We start from the raw sequence: 19209 nt of genomic DNA on the forward strand, positions 1-19209 counted from the left end.
GGTCTGGGAATCCGTGATGAAGCTTTGGCGATACGGGGCCGCCGCCCTGGCACTGATGGCCGCCTTGGTGGGGGCCGCCGCTTGGTGGTTGCACCAGCCGCTTAGCTTGGGGGCGCCGCGGGTAGAGGTCTCCATTGAGCCTGGCACCTCGCCGCAAGAAGTGGCCCGACTGTGGGTACAGGCTGGGGTGCAAAGTTCACCCGATCTGCTCTATGCATGGTTCCGAGCCTCCGGCCAAGCCCGGCGCATTCAAGCCGGCAGCTACGAGGTGGAGCCTGGGGTCACCCCAAGGACCTTGCTGGAGCGCATGGTCAAGGGTGAGCAAACCTTGGAGTCTGTGCGCTTGATTGAGGGCTGGACCTTCAGGCAAGTGCGGGAACACCTGGCCAAAGCCCCCCATTTGAAATCCACCATCGCCGTCTTGGACGATGCTCAAGTGGCGGCACTGCTGGGGGTGGAAGGGGATCGCGTCGATGGCTGGCTCTTTCCCGACACCTATGCGTACAGCCGGGGCGTCAGCGACATGACGGTCTTGAAGCGAGCCAAAGCAGCCATGAGCCGGCAGCTTGACGCAGTCTGGGCCCAGCGGCAGCCTGACCTGCCCCTGAAAACGCCTCAAGAGATGCTGGTTCTGGCCTCGGTGGTCGAGAAAGAAACCGGCCTGCCCGCAGACCGTGGCCTGATTGCGGGCGTTTTTGCGAACCGGCTGCGCATCGGCATGCCTTTGCAGTCGGACCCTACCGTGATCTATGGCATGGGCGCTGAGTTTGACGGCAATCTGCGGCGTGCCGACTTGAGCGCCGACACGCCCTGGAACACCTACACCCGCCGTGGCTTGCCGCCCACCCCGATCGCGCTGACCAGTTTGGCGGCTCTGCGGGCCGTGGCCATGCCTCAAAGCACGCGGGCGCTGTACTTTGTGGCCCGGGGGGATGGCTCCAGCGTCTTCAGCGAGACCTTGGCCGACCATAATCGAGCGGTCAACCAATTTCAGCGAGGCGGCACCCCTTGATGGCGCACGGACTATTCATCACATTCGAAGGCATTGATGGGGCAGGCAAGTCCTCGCACATTGAAGCCGCCGCCCAAGCCCTGCGCGAGCAAGGCCACGAGGTGGTGATGAGCCGCGAGCCCGGTGGCACGCCCTTGGCCGAAGCCCTGCGCGAGTTGTTTTTGCACCGCCCCATGGACGCGCTGACCGAGGCGCTCTTGGTCTTTGCCGCACGCCGAGACCACCTCGCCACCGTGATCGAGCCCGCGCTGCAGCGGGGCTGCACGGTCTTGTGTGACCGCTTCACCGACGCCACTTTTGCCTACCAGGGAGCGGGTCGTGGCTTTGATTTAGCAGTCTTGAGCCAGTTGGAGGCTTGGGTGCAACAAGGCCGCCAGCCCGACATGACGCTGTGGTTCGATGTGCCACCGGCCGTGGCTGCACAGCGCCGCGCTGCAGCGCGTGCAGCAGACCGGCTGGAAGCGGAGGACTTGGCGTTTTTTGAGCGTGTGCGCTCAGGCTACGAGGCGCGCCGCGCCGCCGACCCCGGCCGGGTGCGTTGCATCGACAGCGGCCAAAGCCTAGAGGCCGTGCGCGCTGCGGTGCTGGCCCTGGTGCAGCCCTTGCAGCCGCGAGGGGGCTTGCTGTGATCTTGAACGAGAAGGACTTGCCCTGGCTGGCCGAGCCCCTGGCGCAGTTGCGTGATGGCGCGCGGGGCCATGCCTTGATCCTCCACGGCCGTGGCCAATCAGGCTTGCTGAGTTTGGCTTTCAGGCTGGCCCAGGCTTGGTTGTGTGAGCAGCCACCCGGGCCCTGTGACCAGTGCCCTTCATGCCACCTGTCTCTGGCCGGCAGCCACGGCGACTTGAAGGTGCTGATGCCTGAAACTCATCAGCAAGCCTTGCGCTGGGGCGGCGGTGCTGAAGAGGGCGAGTCTGACGTCAGCGACGGTGAATCCAAAAGCAAGCGCAAGCCCAGCCGTGAGATTCGGGTCGAGGCCATTCGCCAAGCCATTGCCTGGGCGCACTCCAGCTCGGCCCGTGGCCGCGGCAAGATGCTGGTGCTGTATCCGGCCGACGCCATGAATGTGGTGGCTGCCAATGCCTTGCTCAAAACTCTGGAAGAGCCGGCACCGGGCATGCGCATCTTGCTGTGCGTGGAAGACCCTGAACGGCTTTTGCCCACCATCCGCAGCCGCTGCCAACGCGCGGCCGTGCCCCTGCCCACACCAGATGCCGCCTTGGCATGGCTGAAGGCCAAGGGTGTCGACGAGCCGGAGACCTTGCTGCGGGCCGCAGGCGGCGAGCCCCAAGCTGCCTTGGCATTGCTAGAGGCTGGCTTGCCCGCGGCCGCCTGGCATGCCATCCCGGCCCGGGTGGCGGCCGGCGACGCCAGTGCGCTGGCCGGCCTGAACCTGCCGGTGGCCGTGCGGCTGTTGCAGCAGTTGTGCCACGATGCGATGGCCGTGCTGGCCGGCGCGCCGCCGCAATACTTCCCGCCGGGCAGTGTCCCCATGCCGGCCAACTGGGTCCGACTCAACGCTTGGCAAGCGGCGTTGCTCAAAGCGGCCCGCCATGATGAGCACCCTTGGAATGCGCCCTTGTTGCTGGAGGCCCTCGTGGCGCAGGCGCATGCCACATTTGCCCGCAAAGCCATGGGGCCGGGGAGGGCGGCAGCACGCCCCGGGCTCGCTACACTTCCGTTATGAGCGACATTGAACCCCGATCAACCCCTGCACCTGCCGCCAGCACCACGCGCCCTAGCGTCATTCAGCTGGTGTTTCGTGAAAAGGGGGCGCTGTATGCGGCTTATGTGCCCTTGTTTTCCGAGGGCGGCTTGTTCGTGCCCTCGGTGCGCGAGTACCAATTGGGCGACGATATCTACTTGCTTCTGACCCTGCCCGGCGACACCCAACGCTACCCGGTGGCCGGCAAGGTCGGCTGGATCACGCCGCCCAACACGCCAGGTGGCCGCACCCAAGGTGTCGGAGTGCGCTTTCCCAATGACGACAAGACCAAGGTGCTGAAGGTCCGGATCGAAGAGATCTTGGGCACGGCCCTGTCGTCCTCCAAACCCACGCAGACGCTCTGAGCATGTACGTTGATTCTCACTGCCACCTCAGTTTTCCGGAGCTGGTGGCGCAGTGGCCGCAGATTCGTACTGACATGCGGGCCGCTCAGGTCGCGGGCGCGCTGTGCGTCTGCACCCACATGGAAGAGTTCGAGGCGATTCACGCTTTGACGAGCTCAGAGCCTTGGCTCTGGGCCAGTGTCGGCGTGCACCCCGACACCGAAGGCGCCATCGAGCCCAGCGTGGCTGATCTGGTTCAGGCTGCTCAGTCTGACAAGGTCATCGCCATTGGCGAGACCGGCCTGGATTACTACCGCCTGGGTACCCGAACGGTGGCTGACATGGAGTGGCAGCGAGAGCGCTTCCGGGTTCACATTCGCGCAGCGCGAGAGTCCGACTTACCGCTGATCATCCACACCCGCAGCGCCGGTGAAGACACTTTGCGGGTGCTGAGAGAAGAGGGCGGCGGTCAGGTACGTGGCGTGTTCCATTGCTTCACTGAGACCCTGGAGGTCGCCCAAGCGGCCATGGACTTGGGTTTTCACATCTCGTTCTCCGGCATTCTGAGCTTTCGCAATGCCGAAGACATGCGCGCAGTGGCCCGCATGGTGCCCTTGGAGCGCTGCTTGATCGAGACCGACAGCCCCTATCTCGCGCCCATGCCCCACCGGGGCAAAACCAACACGCCGGCTCTGGTGCCTTTCGTGGCCAAGGCCTTGGCCCAAGAAAAGGGCCTGAGCCCAGAAGCCATTGGCGAAGCCACCCGGCTCAACTTTGAGCACCTGTTCAGAGTGAGCGTTCCTGCTTTGGAGAGCACCCCCACATGAGCCAATTTGGGACTCAGCGCCGCCGTTTGCTGGCGGCCACCGTGTTGATGGGGCTGGCCGGTCAGGCCTCCGCCGATGCTTTGGTTGATTTTTTTCGAGCCATCAACTTGGACTTGCCCGATGTCGTGCGCAAGTTGATCGCGCAAGGCATTGACCCCAACTCGCGGGCCGAAGACGGCTTGCCGGCCATCCATAAGGCGTTTCGCGATGACTCGCCCAAAGTGGTCGAGGTCTTGATCGATCAGCCTGCGCTCAACGTGAATTTGCGCAACAGCGCGGGCGAGACGCCGCTGATGATGGCTGCGATTCGCGGCAACCTGAGCGCCATGAAGCGCTTGATGGAGCGCGGTGCGCAGATCAACCAAGAAGGCTGGACCCCTTTGCATTACGCAGCCAGCCAGACGGCTGTAGAGCCGCTTGCCTTGCTGTTGGACAAGGGGGCTGACATCAACGCCCGTTCACCCAACGGCAGCACGCCACTGATGATGGCGGCGCGCTATGGCAGCGAAGATGGCACCCAACTGCTGCTGCGCCGGGGAGCTGATGCGCAGTTGCTCAATGAGCAAAATCTCTCGGCTTCAGATTTCGCCAAGCGCGTGGGACGCGATGGCTTGGCCAAAGCGCTGGCAGCCGCTGCAGCGAAGGCTAGATAGCCCTGGCGCCTCGATCCAGCGACATTCAGTCGTCGGTGTCGTCGTCCAGGGCCAAGTCCAACTCGGGCTCATCGTCGATGGCCGAGTCGTAGTCTGCCAAGTCCAATGCACGGACCTTGGGGATCAGGGGCTTGTCCAGCGGACGGCAAATGCGACGCTGCAGGCCGCTCAGGCGCTCGGAGTGTTCCACCGCCCGAAGAATGACTTCAGGGTTGGTCATCATCATGAAGGGGTTGGGACGAACTTGGGCTGAACGCATGGTGTTTTCTCCAGCGGACCAGGGGTTCCGGTCCATGGGGTGAACTCTAGGCTCGGCCCCACAGATTCCGTAGTCGGCCCGTGGACAAAGCGCCTGTCGGATAAGTTCTGACAGGGCTGTCGGAGTGGACTCGGTGGCCCAAGGTACTCGCTGACGTCCAGCAGCCGCTCGTCGGCGTCGTGTTATGCGCCAAAATGGGGCCACAGAGTCCTTTCAGCCGCTTGGAAGTGGCTTGCAGGCAGCTTTGTTCTTCGATGTAAGAACTTACGACAATGTATATTATGTCAAATGAACAAGAGCACTCGATTCGAAGTGTTCGGGGCAACGCGCTCACTCCAAATCCGTCAGACAGCCTCCGGCCATCGTGCTGACAAAGCCGCCTAAGCGCCTCAACCTCGTCTGGCTGAATGGCCGGTGTTCGGGTTGCTGCGCATCACCTCACCGCGGTTTGATCGACTAGGATGTGGCCGTAGTCCTTGAACACTCAGCGCTCATGTCGAACTTTGCCTTTCTGTCTCAAAGCACTTTTTTGCGCAGCCCAGTGGCCAGCGGTGCGCTGCCGTTTGCCGTGGCCGGCGTGGCCTGGGACGGTTGCGTCACCAACCGGCCAGGTGCCCGCATGGGCCCTCGCGCCATCCGTGAGGCCAGCCACATGCTGTGTGACGGCACGCACCCGCACTTTGATGTGGACCTAGAGGGACAACTCTGCGATGCCGGTGACCTGGCATTGCCCAACACCAGCCTGGAAGGCATGCGGGCCGCGATGATGCCGCAGGTGGAAGCACTGATCCGCCAGCACCACATGGCATGGCTGGGTGGCGACCACTCCATCACCTTGCCGCTCTTGCGCGCCTACAAAGCCCACTTGGGACAACCCTTGGCGGTCATCCACTTCGACGCCCACTGCGACACCTGGGAAGACCACTTTGGCGAGCCCAGCGGCCATGGCACCTGGGTCTATGAAGCGATCCAGGAAGGCCTGGTGGTCAAGGAATGCTTCACCCAGTTCGGCATCCGCTCCGCCGGCGTGCGGGAAGCCCGCGAGTACGTCAAAGACCAAGGCGGGCAGATCTTTACCGCCCGTGATTTACGCGGCCTAGAAAGCCCGGCTCAACTGGCGCCCTTGCTGCAGCGTATTCGTCATCGCTTGGCGGAGTTTGGCCACCCGCCGCTCTACCTGAGCCTGGACATTGATTGTCTGGACCCGGCGTTCGCGCCGGGCACCGGCACACCGGAGCCCGGCGGCATGAGCAGCAACCAAGTGTTCAGCATCCTGGAGGAACTGGCTGACCTCAAGTTTGTGGGCATGGACTGCGTGGAAGTGGCGCCGGCTTATGACCATGCCGAGCTCACCAGCGCCGTGGCGGCCCAGTTTGTCTGGACTTATCTCTGCGGCCAGGTCAAACGCCAGGCGTCACACCCACGCGGCTAAAGCCTCATGGTCTGCCGCCTAGAGCGGCAAGGCCGTGGTCTTCTTGACGGTGCGCAGCACCAGCATGGAATTGCTGCGTTCCACACCGGGCAGGCGCATCAGCACCTCGGTGTGAAAGCGCTCCAAGTCTTCCGCATCTCGATAGCTGAAGCGGATCAAGTAGTCGTTGGCGCCCGCCACGTAGTAGCAATCCAAGATCTGCGGCTGGTCGCGAATCGCCTGCTCAAAAGCCTCCAAGAGCGCGGTGCTCATGGTCTCTAGGTTGATGATGGTGAAGCTGGTGCCATGCTGGCCCACCGCCTTGGGGTTGAGCAAGGCCGCATAGTGGGCGATGACGCCCTCCTCTTCCAGCCGCTTGACGCGCCGCAAACACGCGGAGGGCGAGAGATGTACCCTGGCTGCAAGCTCGACATTGGAGAGCTTGCCGTCGATTTGAAGCTCACCCAAGATCAGTCGATCGGTCGCATCCAATTGCGGGAAATTTGAGCTACTTCGCATAATGTTGCGATTGTCTCACGATCATTCGAATATTATTGTGTTTTCGCGGGTTGACCCCTGGGCATCGCGCAAGCACATTGCGCGATGCCTTGGCTAGACTAACACCCATTCACACAGGCCGCGAGCCCTGCCCTTTGAGCCGCGCCACAAAGACGGATGAGAACGCCCGATGACTGCTTCGCTTGACGCTTATTGGATGCCTTTCACGGCCAACCGCCAGTTCAAGAAGCAACCCCGCCTGTTGGCCAAAGCCGAGGGCATGCATTACTGGACACCCGAGGGTCGCCAAGTCTTGGATGGGGTGGCCGGCTTGTGGTGCGTGAATGCGGGGCATGCGCGCCCCAAGATTGTGCAGGCCATCACCGAGCAAGCGGCGGAAATGGACTTCGCGCCGCCGTTCCAAATGGCTCACCCCAAAGCCTTCGAGTTGGCCGAAGCTGTGGCCAAGCTGGCACCAGAAGGCTTGAACAAGGTCTTTTTCACCAACTCCGGTTCGGAGTCTGTCGAGACGGCCTTAAAGATTGCACTGGCCTATCACCGCGCGCGTGGCGAGGGCCATCGCACCCGCTTGATCGGGCGTGAGCGCGGCTACCACGGCGTCAACTTTGGCGGAATGTCCGTGGGTGGCATGGTGGGCAACCGCAAAATGTTCGGCACCATGTTGAGTGGTGTGGACCATATTCGCCACACCCATGACCCGGCGCGTAATGCCTTCAGCCAAGGCCAGCCCGCGCACGGTGCCGAACTGGCGGATGACCTGGAGCGCCTGTGTGCCCTGCATGACGCCTCCACCATTGCCGCCGTCATTGTGGAGCCTGTGGCGGGCTCGACGGGCGTCTTGATTCCCCCCCAAGGCTATCTGCAGCGCCTGCGCGAGATCTGCGACCGCCACGGTATCTTGCTGATTTTCGACGAGGTCATCACCGGCTTTGGCCGCACAGGCTCGGCCTTTGGGGCCCAGCGCTTCGGCGTGACGCCGGATCTCATCACCTGCGCCAAGGGGCTGACCAACGGGACCGTGCCCATGGGCGCGGTGATCGCCAAACAAAGCATTTACGACACCTTCATGGCGGGGCCCGAGCACCTGATCGAGTTCGCGCACGGCTACACCTACTCTGCCCATCCGCTGGCCTGCGCTGCAGGCTTGGCTACGCTGGAAACCTATGCTGACGATGGCCTGCTGACACGTGCCGCAACCCTTGAAGCCACCTTTGCCGAGAAGCTTCACACCCTGCGCGACTGCCCCAACGTCATCGACATCCGCAATATCGGGCTGGTGGGCGGCATCGAGCTGGCCTCTCGCCCAGGTGCGCCTGCACTGCGCGCCTACGACGTGTTCCTGGATTGCTTCAAGGAAGGTTTGCTGATCCGCACCACCGGCGACACGATTGCCCTCTCCCCGCCGCTGATCATCCAAACCGAGCACATTGACCAAATCGTGGCCACGCTGCGCCAAGCCCTGCAGCGCGTGGCCTGATCCTTGCTCATTGACTGAACTGCATCACCAACCACAAAGGGCCTGCCTAGGGCTTGTTAACACTACGGCGAGGGGACGCGTTGTGAGTCAAAAAGGACGCAGGCAAGGCGCAAAACGCAGCCGGGCTTTCCGCCCGGCGAGGATTTGCAACGCCGCATGCGCCCTTTTTGGTCACAACCCGAAGGGAAGCGGCGGATTGGGGTGCCCCTCGTCGTTGCAACGCTTGCCCGCACATGAGTGCGGGCCGCGCATCGCGCCTAGATGGGCTCCCCAATCCGCCGCTTCGCGAACCTTGCCGTAGTGTTAACAGGCCCTAGCGCTGACCATATGAGTTTCCTCAGCATCGATCAGGATCTTGCGCGTCATTCCTACTACGCGGCCACCGCCTCGCGCGATGCGGCCTACAGCCCGCTGGAGGGCGCTCTGGAGTGCGATGTCGCGGTGGTGGGCGGTGGTCTGGCAGGCCTGTCTGCCGCAATCGACCTGGCCCGCAAGGGCCACTCGGTGGTGCTGTTGGAGGCTCGTGAAGTGGGTTGGGGCGCCAGTGGGCGCAATGGCGGTCAAGCCATCCACGGCTTAGCGTGCGACCAATCCGAGATCGAGTCGCAACTGGGCTTGGACGATGCGCGCAAAGTCTGGCAGATGACGCTGGAGGCGCTGGCCTTGTTGCGCGAGCGCATGGCCGAACACCACATTGACTGCGACTGGCGCGACGGCTACCTGGGTTTGGCCACGACGGCGCGCAAAGGCGCAGACCTGGCCCGCTGGGCTGACCGCATGGCCGAGGTCTATGGTGCGGAGTTCACCCGCATTGGCCCGCAAGAAGTCTCATCCTGGATCGCCAGCCCGCGCTATCACAGCGGCCTGCATGACCCCCACTCCGGTCATTTGCATCCTCTGAAGTACGCTTTAGGCTTGGCGCGCGCAGCCGCCCAAGCTGGCGTGCGCATCTTTGAGCACTCGGCGGTGACCAGTCTGCAGACGGGGCCGATGGCGCGCGTCTGCACGGCGCAAGGAGAAGTTCGCGCCAAGCAGGTGCTCTTGGCAGGCAATGTGTATCTGCAAGGCCTCTCCAGCCACCTGGAAGCGCGCATCATGCCGGTGGGCACCTACATCGTCTGCTCCGAGCCTTTGTCAGAAGCCTTGGCCAGCAGCCTGATCCCGAGCCGCTCGGCGGTGTGCGATACCAATTTTGTGCTGGACTATTTCCGCACCACCAACGACAACCGCATGCTTTACGGCGGGCGGGTGAGCTACAGCACGGTCACCCCACCCAATTTGTCAGAGAACATGCGACAGCGCATGGCGCAGACCTTTCCGCAACTGCAAGGCGTGAAGGCCGAGTTCGCTTGGGGTGGCTTTGTGGATATCACCATGAACCGCGCGCCGGATTTTGGTCGCTTGGCTGACAACGTTTACTACCTGCAAGGCTTTTCCGGACATGGCTTGGCCTTGACTGGATTGGCCGGGCGCTTGGTGGCTGAAGCCATGCACGGCGACGCCAGCCGCTTCGATATCTTTGCCCGCCTCAAACATCACCCCTTCCCCGGCGGCCGTTGGCTGCGTACCCCCGCGTTGGTGCTGGGCATGGCTTGGTACCGCCTGCGGGACATTTTGGGTTAAGGCCTATTCAGCATGAGCACCCCCTCCAAACCTCTCGTCTTGGTGCCCGCCTGCAGCCGGCAGTTGGGCGAGCACCCCTTCCAAATCGTAGGCAAGAAGTACCTCGACGCGGTGCGACTGGCCGGCGCGCTGCCAGTCGTCGTGCCGTGGGCTGAGGCCGATGAGTTGGAGCAATGGCTGCAGATGGCCGACGGCGTCTTTTTGACAGGCTCGCCCTCCAACGTTCACCCCAGCCACTTTGGCGAAGAGGTTCACGACACGAGCCTGCCACTGGACCCGCAGCGCGATGCCTGGACGCTGCCGCTGATTCGTGAAGCCGTGGCGCGAGGCCTCCCCTTGCTGACCATCTGCCGTGGCACCCAAGAGACCAACGTGGCGCTGGGCGGCTCGCTCTACCAGGCCGTGCATGAACACGAGGGTCATGCCGACCACCGCGCCCCCGACGGCGCGCCGGCGGCCGTGCAATATGGCCCCTCGCACAGCGTGTCTGTGGAGCCTGGCGGCGTGCTCGCCGACATCGTTGGCGAGTCCCCCTTTACCGTGAACTCCGTTCATGGCCAGGCGGTCAAAACACTGGCGCCCGGCTTGCGGGTTGAAGCACGCGCACCGGACGGTGTGATTGAAGCGTTCTCCGTCGAAGGCAGCGCGGGCTTTACGCTGTGCCTGCAGTGGCACCCCGAGTGGCAAGCGGCCCAGAACCCTCAGTCCATGGCCATGCTGACGGCCTTTGGCCAGGCCTGCCGGCGCTGGCGCGAGGGACACCGTGGCGCGTATCCGTAGGTGAGACCTCCCCTCGCCTCTTCACCGAGGCCCTCACCTCCCCCGGGGCTCGCGTGGCCCGGCGCTGCAAACGCAGCGGCAATCCACGCGCACTGAACCGCAAACAGGTGCCACTATGGCCAGCAAAGCAGATTTCACGTTTCATGAACTAGAGCAGTGGCTCGACCAACATCGGGTCACCGAAATTGAATGCCTCGTCCCCGACTTGACCGGCGTGGCTCGCGGCAAGATCTTGCCCCGCGAAAAGTTCACCGAAGACCGCGGCATGCGCCTGCCCGAGGCCGTGGTCGCCATGGGGGTGACCGGCGAGTTCCCTGAAGAGGGCCCGTACTACGACGTCATCAGCCCGACGGACCACGACATGCACTTGCGGCCGGACCCGGCGACCGTGCGCTTGGTGCCGTGGGCTACAGACCCGACCGCACAGGTCATTCACGACTGCTATGACCGCGAGGGCAAGCTGGTGAGCTTTGCGCCGCGCTCCGTCTTGCGTCGAGTCTGCGACCTCTTTGATGCCGAAGGCTGGGACCCTGTGGTGGCGCCTGAGCTGGAGTTCTATTTGGTGGCTCGCAACACCGATCCCGATATGCCGCTCAAGCCGCCCATTGGCCGCAGCGGCCGGGCGGAGACTTCACGTCAGGCCTACTCCATCGACGCCGTCAACGAGTTCGATCCGCTGTTCGAAGACGTTTACGACTACTGCAACAAGATGGAGTTGAACGTCGACACCTTGATTCACGAAATCGGTGCCGGACAGATGGAGATCAACTTCTTCCACGCCCACCCGCTGGGCTTGGCCGACGAGGTCTTTTTCTTCAAGCGCACCGTGCGTGAGGCGGCGCTGCGCCATGACATGTTTGCCACTTTCATGGCCAAGCCGATCGCCGGTGAGCCGGGCAGCGCCATGCACATCCACCAAAGCGTGGTCAACAAGCTGACGGGCAAGAACATCTTCAGCAACGAAGACGGCAGCCCGAGCCAGGAGTTTTATTGGTACATCGGCGGCTTGCAAAAGTACATCCCGGCCGCCATGGCCCTGTTCGCCCCGTATGTGAACAGCTATCGCCGCTTGGCCCGCCACACGGCTGCGCCCATCAACATCCAATGGGGCACGGACAACCGCACGGTCGGCATCCGCTCGCCTGTGGCCTCACCGTCCGCGCGGCGCATTGAGAACCGTGTGATCGGCGCCGATGCCAACCCCTATGTGGCTTTAGCCGCCACCTTAGCCTGCGGTTATTTGGGCATCAAAAACAAGATTCAACCCAGCGCAGAGTGCAAGGGTGACGCCTATTTGGGCGACTACCAACTGCCGCGCAGCTTGGGTGAAGCCTTGCAGCAACTGCGTGATGAGAAGGACTTGGCCTCCGTCTTGGGTGAAAGCTTTGTGACGGTCTATACCGAAGTCAAAGAGATCGAATACGCCGAATTCATGAAGGTGATTTCGCCTTGGGAGCGTGAGCACCTCTTGCTACACGTTTGAGCTGCGCCCAGCCTTCAAGACACCAGACAGGACTGACACACCATGCACAACAACATCGTTCTTCAAGCCCCGGCCGTTGCTAGCCAGCGCAGCACGCGTGAATGGCAGCAGGCCGACGCCGAGCACTTTTTGCACCCTTTCACCGACTTTGCCGGGCTGGCCAAGAAGGGCTCGCGCATCATCACCAAGGCTGACAACATCTATTTGTGGGACAGCGATGGCCACAAGATCCTCGACGCCATGAGTGGTCTGTGGTGCGTCAACGTCGGCTATGGCCAAGCCAGCTTGGTCGACGCCGCGACGCGCCAAATGAAGGAGCTGCCCTTCTACAACGCCTTCTTCCAGACCTCGACGCCCCCAGCCATTGAGTTGGCGGAGTTGCTCTCCAAGGTCACGCCCCCCCAGTTCAAGCATGTGTTCTTCACGGGCTCTGGCTCCGAGGGCAATGACACGGTGGTGCGCATGGTGCGCCGCTACTGGGATATCCTGGGTCAGCCCGAGCGCCAAGTCATCATCAGCCGCCACAACGGTTATCACGGCTCGACCATGGCAGGTGCCTCGTTGGGTGGGATGAGCGGCATGCATGCCCAAGGCGGCCTGCCCATTCCCAACATCACCCACATCGACCAACCCTATTGGTGGGAAAACGGCGCGGGCATGAGCCGCGATGAGTTCGGCAAGGTGGCGGCCTCTTGGCTGGAAGAGCGCATCTTGTCCATCGGGCCTGAGAAGGTGGCGGCCTTCATTGGCGAGCCCGTGCAAGGTGCGGGTGGCGTGATCGTTCCCCCAGCAACCTATTGGCCAGAGATCCAGCGCATCTGCGACAAGTACGGCATCTTGCTGGTCTCCGACGAAGTCATTTGTGGCTTTGGCCGCACCGGCCAATGGTTCGGCTGCGAGACCATGGGCACCAAGCCCGACCTGATGACATTTGCCAAGGGCGTGACCTCCGGCTACATCCCCTTGGGCGGCGTGATGGTGGGCGAGCGCATGGCTAAGGTGCTGATCGAGCAAGGCGGCGAGTTCAACCACGGCTTCACCTACTCCGGCCACCCCGTGGCCTGCGCCGTGGCCTTGGCCAACATCCGCCTGATCCAACAGCAAAAGCTGGTCGAGCATGTGCACGACGACGTCGGCCCCTACTTGGCCCAACAGTTCGCGAGCCTCAATGACCACCCCTTGGTGGGCGAGACGCAAACCTGCGGCCTGATGGGCGCGGTCTTGCTGGTCAAGGACAAAGCTAAGCACCAGGCCTTCCCTTCTGATTTGGAAGTGGGCATGGTCTGCCGCGGTCACTGCTTTGGGAATGGCTTGATCATGCGCGCGGTGGGCGACCGCATGATCATCGCACCCCCACTGGTCATCACCCGTGCCCAGATCGACGAGATGATGGTCCTGATCCGCCGCTGCTTGGACTTGACCTTGGCCGACGCCCAGAAGAACGGCTGGCTATGAGTGACATGACACCGGAGCGGGCACAAGGATTGCATGCTTTGATGGCTTCTCCCGATGCCGGTGTCGTCGTCCACCACCTAGACTCTGGCGTTGAGTGATTTCTCTTCCAACCCCTTTTCTCCATCCGTGTTTTCTGGAGGTTTCATGAGCATGAAAGCAAGTCCTATGCGTTCCGTCCTGTCCATCGCCCTTGCGGCCCTGGGCTTTGTGGGCGCCAGCGCCCAGGCCCAAGAGGAAGAAAAAGTCCTCAATGTGTACAACTGGTCGGACTACATCGCCGAAGACACTCTGAAGAACTTTGAAAAAGAAACCGGCATCAAGGTTCGCTACGACAACTTCGACAACAACGAAATCGTTCACGCCAAGTTGGTGGCCGGCAAGACGGGTTACGACATCGTCGTGCCCTCGTCCAACTGGGCCAAGCTGCAGATGGACGGCGGCTTGCTGCGCAAGCTCGACAAGTCGCTGATTCCCAATCTGAAGAACGTTGACCCCGCCATTCAGGCCCAACTGGCGCGGATGGACCCCAACAACGACTACATGGTGGATTGGCTGTGGGGCTACACCACGGTGGGCATCAACGTCGACAAGGTCAAGGCGGCACTCGGCAGCACGCCCATGCCAGAAAACGTTTGGGACCTGGTCTTCAAGCCGGAGTACATCTCAAAGATGAAGTCCTGCGGTGTCTCCTTCTTGGACTCCGCCACTGAAGTGGTGCCAGCCGCCCTGCACTATTTGGGCAAGCCCTCCTTCAGCAAGAACCCGTCCGACTACAACGCTGCCTCGGCGCTGCTCAAGTCGGTGCGCCCCAGCGTGACCCTGTTCAGCTCTTCGGGCTACATCAATGACATGGCCAATGGCTCCATTTGTTTGGCCTTGGGTTGGTCAGGCGACATCAACATCGCCCGCCAGCGCGCCATTGATGGCAAGACGGGTCAAAAGATCGAGGCCTTGATCCCCAAGACCGGTGGCCTGCTGTTCTTTGACGTGATGGTCATCCCCGCCGACGCTCCGCGCCCCGGTAATGCCCATAAGTTCATCAACTTCATCCTGAAGCCTGAGAACCACGCAGCACTGACCAACAAGGTGTTCTACGCCAACCCGGTGAAGGACTCCAAGAAGTTCATCAAGCCTGAGGTGGCCAACAACCCCACCGTGTTCTTGAGCGATGCAGACATGAAGAAGATGGTGCCGCCGGACTCGTTGAACAACGACTTGCGCCGCCTGATGACGCGCACCTACACCTCGTTCAAGACAGGTCTGTGAGACACCACGTATGAGCCCTACCGCCAGCACTGCTGACAGCGCCTTTCTCCGCATCGTCGATGTGGTGAAGGACTTCGGCGGCTACAAAGCCGTCAACAACGTCAACCTGGACATTGCCAAGGGCGAGATCTTCGCGCTCCTGGGCTCGTCTGGGTGCGGCAAGACCACGCTGTTGCGCATGCTGGCGGGCTTCGAGACGCCGACCTCGGGACGCATCATCCTCAATGGCCAAGACTTGGCGGGCTTGCCGCCCTACGAGCGGCCCCTGAACATGATGTTCCAGTCCTACGCGCTGTTCCCACACCTCACAGTCTGGGACAACATTGCGTTTGGCCTGCAGCGCGATGGCCTGGGGCGTGACGAAGTGGCGTCACGGGTGGAGGCCATGCTCAAGCTGGTGCAATTGGGTAAATTTGCCAAGCGCAAGCCGCACCAACTCTCTGGCGGCCAGCAGCAGCGCGTGGCCTTGGCGCGCAGCTTGGCCAAGCAGCCACAGTTGCTGCTCTTGGACGAGCCCTTGGGCGCCTTGGACAAAAAGCTGCGAGAGCAAACCCAGATTGAGCTGGTGAACATCATCGAGCAAGTGGGCGTGACCTGCGTGATGGTGACCCACGACCAAGAAGAAGCCATGACCATGGCCTCGCGCATCGCCATCATGAGCGAAGGCCGCTTCCTGCAAGTGGGCTCACCCTCTGACATCTACGAAACCCCGCAGACCCGCTTCGTGGCTGATTTCATTGGCAACGTCAACTTGATGGACGGCAGCGTTTCGGTGGACGAGCCCGACCACGTCATCATTGATTGCGCAGATTGCAAGCACTATGTCGGCCACGGCATCACCGGCACCCAAGGCATGCCGGTCACGGTAGCGTTGCGGCCTGAAAAGATCGCCGTGACTCGGGATAAGCCTGAGAGCGAGTACAACGCAGCACCCGGCACGATTGAAGAAATGTCCTATTTCGGCAGCTTCACGGTCTTTCACGTCAAGCTGGCCAGCGGCCAGATGCTCAAGGTCAGCATGGCCAACACCGAGCGTCACCGTGATGACGAGCTGACCTGGGGCGACCAAGTCTGGGCGCATTGGTCTGATGCCGCCCATGTGGTGCTGACCAGCTAAGGCGGCCTTCATGCACCTCATGCCCCACTTCCTCCAGCGCCTGACGCGCAACCCCGGGCGCACCGCGGTCATTGCGGTGCCTTATGGGTGGTTGCTGCTGTTCTTCTTGCTGCCTTTCCTGATCTTGGCCAAGATCAGCGTCTCCGAGATGGAGACTGTGGTCTTCAAGGACCTGATCACCTACAAGGACGGCCTGCTGGCGCTGACCTTGAAGCTGGGCAACTATGTCTTCATCACCGAAGACGATCTCTATCTCAAGACCTACTTGGCCAGCGTCAAGTACGCTGCGGCCACCACGGTGCTGTGCTTGGCCATCGGCTATCCGTTTTCCTATTTCATGGCCCGCGCCAAGCCCAGTGCACAGCCGGCACTCTTGATGCTGGTGATGCTGCCGTTCTGGACGTCCTTTTTGCTGCGCGTCTACGCCTGGAAGGGCTTGCTGTCCGAAGGCGGCTGGGCGGCGGAGGTCATCACCACCTTGGGCCTGGATCAGCTGCTTTATGCGGTGGGCGCTATTCCTGCGCCAGGCAAGCTCATGCATACGCCGTTTTCGCTGGTGCTGGGCATGACCTACACCTACCTGCCCTTCATGATCCTGCCGCTCTACTCCAACCTGGCCAAGATGGATTTGCGCCTGCTGGAGGCAGCGGCTGACCTGGGCGCCACGCCCTGGACAGCCTTCTGGAAGATCACGGTGCCGCTCTCTAAAGCCGGCATCATTGCTGGCTCCATGTTGGTGTTCATCCCGTGCGTGGGCGAGTTCGTGATCCCTGAGCTCTTGGGCGGGCCTGAGACCTTGATGATCGGCCGGGTCGTCTGGGATGAGTTCTTCTCCAACAACGATTGGCCCATGGCCTCCAGCCTGGCGGTCGTCATGATTCTGCTGATCATCGTGCCACTGGCGCTGTTCAATAAATATCAGGCTGAAGCCCAGGAGTCCCGCTGATGTTGCGACTGTCTCCTGCATTCAATCGCAATTTCGGCAAGGGCTGGCTGGCCGCAGGCTATGTCTTCCTCTATTTGCCCATCATTGCGCTGATCGTCTACTCTTTCAACGATTCGCCACTGCCCAATGAGTGGCGCGGCTTCACCCTGAAGTGGTATGCCGCTCTGCTGCACGACACTGAAATGCAGGCTGGGCTGTGGTTGTCGCTGAAGATTGCCTTCTTCACTGCATGCGGTTCGGTGGTCCTGGGGACTTTCGCTGCATTCGTTCTGGTGAAGTACAAGCGCTTTTGGGGCCGGACAGCGTTTTCAGGCATGGTCAGCGCCCCCTTGGTGATGCCGGAAGTCGTCGTCGGCTTGTCGCTGCTGCTGATGCTGGTGTCGGTGCAGCGTGCCTTGGGCTTCCCCGAGCGCGGTGTGCTCACCATCTGGATGGGTCATTTGCTGCTGGGCATGGCCTATGCCACCGTCGTGGTGCAGGCCCGCCTGCAAGAGCTGAACCCTCAGCTTGAAGAGGCCGCCATGGATCTGGGCGCCAAGCCTTCGCAAGTCTTCATGCTGGTGACCCTGCCGATGATTGCGCAGGCCATGATGTCGGCCTGGCTGCTGACCTTCACTTTGTCGCTGGACGACGTGGTGCTCTCGGCCTTTTTGTCGGGCCCAGGCTCCACCACCATGCCGCTGGTCATCTTCTCGCGCGCCAGGCTGGGCCTGAACCCCAGTGTGAATGCCGTGGCGACGCTGATCGTGCTGATTGTTTCCATCGGCGTCATCGTCGCCAGCTACATGATTGCCAGAGCTGAGCGACGACGCCAACAAGAGATGGCCGCGGCCTACCGCAACTGACAGACACTCACCCCATTCACTTTTTCTAGCCACTGAAGGACATGACAATGAAGCTATTGAGTCCCACCCTCTTGACCGTGGCCCTGGCAGCCGCTTTCCCTGCGGCAGCTCAATCCAACGAGGCTTTGCTCAAAGAGCTGCAAGCGCTCAAGGCGCGTGTCAATGAGCTGGAGAAAAAGCTGCAGGCGGCGCCTGCCGAAGCCCCGAAGCCGCAATGGGGCATGACGCCAGAGCAAGCCGCCGAATTCAACCGGATTGCCAACAAGACCGAGGCCTTGGAGGACTCCCGCGAGATGCTGGGCTTCAAGAACTTGAAGGTCAGCGGCTACATGGACCCGGCCTTCATCTACAACAAGGCCCAGAACCGCATGGGCGCCCAATTCCTGAACAAGGTGGGTGATGATGGCTACAACTACGACAACTCCTACTTCGGTGCGGCCGTTATCGACTTCCAAAAGGAAACCGACTCTGGCGTGAAGTGGCGCCTGACCCTGTCGCCCAACCGCGGCGTGGGCTCGGTGTTTGATGGTGACTCCATCGTTCAAGAAGCCAGTGTCTCGATTCCCCTGACCGACTTGCAGACCCGCTTGATTGCGGGCCAGTTGCCAGACTGGTCAGGCTATGAGTACCTGCCAGCCACGCAGAACAAGCTGATCACCCACAACCTGCTGTTCGACTTCACCTTGCCCACCGCCTACACCGGCATCGGCATGGATGTGACCAATGGCAAATGGATCACCAAGTTCATGGTCGGCAACATGAACAAGTCCAAGAAGGATGCTGGCATGCGCCAGCCGATGTTGGCCTACCGCGTCGACTACTCCAAGGGTGAGTTCAATGGCTTTGGCTTTGCGGGTGTGCACGGCAATGCAGCCAACTTCAGCGAGAACATCCTGGACGTTGATGGCAATGTCGTGCCCCAGGGCGAAAGCCGCGTTGACCTCTTCGAAGTCGACGGCTACTTCATTCGTGGCGACTGGACGATTCAGGGCCAAGCCAGCTTTGGTCGCCAGAAGAATGCGGCCATTTCCGCCAATGCCGACGGTGGCCTTCAAGACTCGCAATGGTGGGGCCTGTCCGGTTTGGCCGCCTACAAGTTCACGCCGCGCTTCGAAGGCATTGCACGGCTGGATTACCTGAACAATGCCAAGAACGGCGGCGGCTTGCTGGGCTTCACGGCGTCGGACAGTCGCAACGGCATCGGCCCAGGCTGGTCTCGCGATGCGGAGGGTAACTGGGTCCAAGCAGACCCCAGCAAGGGTGCCAACCGCATGGCGCTGAGCATGGGCCTGTCTTACCTGTTCGACACCAGCACCACGCTGAAGCTGGAGTACCGCTTGGACCGCGCCAACCAAGCCGTATTTGAAAACGTCAAGGACGGCAGCTACAGCAAGACCAACCATCTGCTGGGTGCGTCCGTCGTCGTCGCGTTCTAAGGACCCGGCAGCCTGAGGGCTGCCGCCTCCACCGATGGCCGCGCTGCTCCG

At 61.8% G+C, this 19209-nt stretch carries 19 protein-coding genes; 17 read left to right on the top strand and 2 right to left on the bottom strand.

Annotated elements, in window-relative coordinates:
- The first annotated feature begins 16 nt into the window (after positions 1-16).
- From mltG to KAK11_RS05095, 6 genes are read left to right on the top strand one after another with little or no spacing between them, the layout of a single operon-like run.
- Positions 17-1012 (top strand): endolytic transglycosylase MltG, encoded by a 996-nt coding sequence (gene mltG / locus KAK11_RS05070; RefSeq protein WP_210806913.1) that lies wholly within the window; start codon positions 17-19, stop codon positions 1010-1012.
- On the top strand, positions 1012-1641 hold the full coding sequence (gene tmk / locus KAK11_RS05075) for a dTMP kinase (protein ID WP_210806915.1): 630 nt from the start codon (positions 1012-1014) through the stop codon (positions 1639-1641). Before mltG ends, tmk begins: the two co-directional genes overlap by 1 nt.
- Complete coding sequence (locus tag KAK11_RS05080) at positions 1638-2699, top strand: DNA polymerase III delta subunit-related protein (RefSeq protein WP_310737745.1); 1062 nt, start codon at positions 1638-1640, stop codon at positions 2697-2699. Before tmk ends, KAK11_RS05080 begins: the two co-directional genes overlap by 4 nt.
- On the top strand, positions 2696-3082 hold the full coding sequence (locus KAK11_RS05085; RefSeq protein ID WP_210806917.1) for a PilZ domain-containing protein: 387 nt from the start codon (positions 2696-2698) through the stop codon (positions 3080-3082). Before KAK11_RS05080 ends, KAK11_RS05085 begins: the two co-directional genes overlap by 4 nt.
- A gap of 2 nt (positions 3083-3084) precedes the next feature.
- Positions 3085-3888 (top strand): TatD family hydrolase, encoded by an 804-nt coding sequence (locus tag KAK11_RS05090; protein WP_210806919.1) that lies wholly within the window; start codon positions 3085-3087, stop codon positions 3886-3888.
- Positions 3885-4541, top strand: a complete 657-nt coding sequence (locus KAK11_RS05095; protein WP_210806921.1) for an ankyrin repeat domain-containing protein — start codon at positions 3885-3887, stop codon at positions 4539-4541. The genes KAK11_RS05090 and KAK11_RS05095 overlap by 4 nt, the downstream gene beginning before the upstream one ends.
- A gap of 25 nt (positions 4542-4566) precedes the next feature.
- Here KAK11_RS05095 and KAK11_RS05100 read toward each other — a convergent pair whose 3' ends face one another.
- The gene (locus KAK11_RS05100; RefSeq protein ID WP_210806923.1) at positions 4567-4800 is read right to left on the bottom strand and encodes a hypothetical protein; all 234 of its coding nucleotides are present in this window, start codon (positions 4798-4800) and stop codon (positions 4567-4569) included.
- A 493-nt stretch (positions 4801-5293) separates the two neighbouring features.
- On the opposite strand from KAK11_RS05100, the gene speB reads away from it, so the two are divergent.
- Positions 5294-6232 carry an agmatinase gene (gene speB / locus KAK11_RS05105; RefSeq protein ID WP_210806925.1) on the top strand — a complete coding sequence of 313 codons (939 nt, stop codon included), beginning with the start codon at positions 5294-5296 and terminating at the stop codon, positions 6230-6232.
- 18 nt (positions 6233-6250) lie between these two features.
- On the opposite strand, the gene KAK11_RS05110 is transcribed toward speB, so the two are convergent.
- Positions 6251-6730 (bottom strand): Lrp/AsnC family transcriptional regulator, encoded by a 480-nt coding sequence (locus KAK11_RS05110; protein WP_210806927.1) that lies wholly within the window; start codon positions 6728-6730, stop codon positions 6251-6253.
- Positions 6731-6899: 169 nt separating this feature from the next.
- Between KAK11_RS05110 and aptA the strand changes: the two genes are divergently transcribed.
- From aptA to KAK11_RS05160, 10 genes are all read left to right on the top strand, one after another.
- A complete protein-coding gene (aptA, locus tag KAK11_RS05115; RefSeq protein WP_210806929.1) occupies positions 6900-8207 on the top strand; it encodes an omega-aminotransferase AptA in 1308 nt (435 codons plus the stop codon).
- A gap of 327 nt (positions 8208-8534) precedes the next feature.
- A complete protein-coding gene (locus tag KAK11_RS05120) occupies positions 8535-9830 on the top strand; it encodes an NAD(P)/FAD-dependent oxidoreductase (protein ID WP_210806931.1) in 1296 nt (431 codons plus the stop codon).
- Between the two features lie 12 nt (positions 9831-9842).
- A complete protein-coding gene (locus tag KAK11_RS05125) occupies positions 9843-10610 on the top strand; it encodes a gamma-glutamyl-gamma-aminobutyrate hydrolase family protein (protein ID WP_210806933.1) in 768 nt (255 codons plus the stop codon).
- 115 nt (positions 10611-10725) lie between these two features.
- Positions 10726-12093: a glutamine synthetase family protein gene (locus tag KAK11_RS05130; protein ID WP_210806935.1), complete on the top strand. Its 1368-nt coding sequence runs from the start codon at positions 10726-10728 to the stop codon at positions 12091-12093.
- A gap of 42 nt (positions 12094-12135) precedes the next feature.
- Complete coding sequence (locus KAK11_RS05135; protein ID WP_210806937.1) at positions 12136-13548, top strand: aspartate aminotransferase family protein; 1413 nt, start codon at positions 12136-12138, stop codon at positions 13546-13548.
- A gap of 165 nt (positions 13549-13713) precedes the next feature.
- Positions 13714-14814, top strand: a complete 1101-nt coding sequence (locus KAK11_RS05140; protein ID WP_375140670.1) for a polyamine ABC transporter substrate-binding protein — start codon at positions 13714-13716, stop codon at positions 14812-14814.
- A gap of 10 nt (positions 14815-14824) precedes the next feature.
- Positions 14825-15931 carry an ABC transporter ATP-binding protein gene (locus KAK11_RS05145; protein ID WP_210806939.1) on the top strand — a complete coding sequence of 369 codons (1107 nt, stop codon included), beginning with the start codon at positions 14825-14827 and terminating at the stop codon, positions 15929-15931.
- Between the two features lie 10 nt (positions 15932-15941).
- Positions 15942-16877: an ABC transporter permease subunit gene (locus tag KAK11_RS05150; RefSeq protein ID WP_375140664.1), complete on the top strand. Its 936-nt coding sequence runs from the start codon at positions 15942-15944 to the stop codon at positions 16875-16877.
- The gene (locus KAK11_RS05155; RefSeq protein ID WP_210806941.1) at positions 16877-17722 is read left to right on the top strand and encodes an ABC transporter permease; all 846 of its coding nucleotides are present in this window, start codon (positions 16877-16879) and stop codon (positions 17720-17722) included. Before KAK11_RS05150 ends, KAK11_RS05155 begins: the two co-directional genes overlap by 1 nt.
- A 47-nt stretch (positions 17723-17769) precedes the next feature.
- Positions 17770-19158 carry a DUF3138 family protein gene (locus KAK11_RS05160; RefSeq protein WP_210806943.1) on the top strand — a complete coding sequence of 463 codons (1389 nt, stop codon included), beginning with the start codon at positions 17770-17772 and terminating at the stop codon, positions 19156-19158.
- The last annotated feature ends 51 nt before the right edge of the window (positions 19159-19209 follow it).

It is taken from the genome of Ideonella paludis (assembly GCF_018069865.1).
Lineage (GTDB): Bacteria > Pseudomonadota > Gammaproteobacteria > Burkholderiales > Burkholderiaceae_C > Ideonella > Ideonella paludis.

Coding starts and splice junctions, on each gene's coding strand:
- KAK11_RS05155 (WP_210806941.1), top strand. CDS start 16,877: ATGTTGCGACTGTCTCCTGCATTCAATCGCAATTTCGGCAAGGGCTGG.
- KAK11_RS05150 (WP_375140664.1), top strand. CDS start 15,942: ATGCACCTCATGCCCCACTTCCTCCAGCGCCTGACGCGCAACCCCGGG.
- KAK11_RS05140 (WP_375140670.1), top strand. CDS start 13,714: ATGCGTTCCGTCCTGTCCATCGCCCTTGCGGCCCTGGGCTTTGTGGGC.
- KAK11_RS05085 (WP_210806917.1), top strand. CDS start 2,696: ATGAGCGACATTGAACCCCGATCAACCCCTGCACCTGCCGCCAGCACC.
- KAK11_RS05110 (WP_210806927.1), bottom strand. CDS start 6,730: ATGCGAAGTAGCTCAAATTTCCCGCAATTGGATGCGACCGATCGACTG.
- KAK11_RS05125 (WP_210806933.1), top strand. CDS start 9,843: ATGAGCACCCCCTCCAAACCTCTCGTCTTGGTGCCCGCCTGCAGCCGG.
- KAK11_RS05120 (WP_210806931.1), top strand. CDS start 8,535: ATGAGTTTCCTCAGCATCGATCAGGATCTTGCGCGTCATTCCTACTAC.
- tmk (WP_210806915.1), top strand. CDS start 1,012: ATGGCGCACGGACTATTCATCACATTCGAAGGCATTGATGGGGCAGGC.
- KAK11_RS05145 (WP_210806939.1), top strand. CDS start 14,825: ATGAGCCCTACCGCCAGCACTGCTGACAGCGCCTTTCTCCGCATCGTC.
- KAK11_RS05130 (WP_210806935.1), top strand. CDS start 10,726: ATGGCCAGCAAAGCAGATTTCACGTTTCATGAACTAGAGCAGTGGCTC.
- KAK11_RS05100 (WP_210806923.1), bottom strand. CDS start 4,800: ATGCGTTCAGCCCAAGTTCGTCCCAACCCCTTCATGATGATGACCAAC.
- KAK11_RS05160 (WP_210806943.1), top strand. CDS start 17,770: ATGAAGCTATTGAGTCCCACCCTCTTGACCGTGGCCCTGGCAGCCGCT.
- speB (WP_210806925.1), top strand. CDS start 5,294: ATGTCGAACTTTGCCTTTCTGTCTCAAAGCACTTTTTTGCGCAGCCCA.
- KAK11_RS05095 (WP_210806921.1), top strand. CDS start 3,885: ATGAGCCAATTTGGGACTCAGCGCCGCCGTTTGCTGGCGGCCACCGTG.
- aptA (WP_210806929.1), top strand. CDS start 6,900: ATGACTGCTTCGCTTGACGCTTATTGGATGCCTTTCACGGCCAACCGC.
- mltG (WP_210806913.1), top strand. CDS start 17: ATGAAGCTTTGGCGATACGGGGCCGCCGCCCTGGCACTGATGGCCGCC.
- KAK11_RS05090 (WP_210806919.1), top strand. CDS start 3,085: ATGTACGTTGATTCTCACTGCCACCTCAGTTTTCCGGAGCTGGTGGCG.
- KAK11_RS05135 (WP_210806937.1), top strand. CDS start 12,136: ATGCACAACAACATCGTTCTTCAAGCCCCGGCCGTTGCTAGCCAGCGC.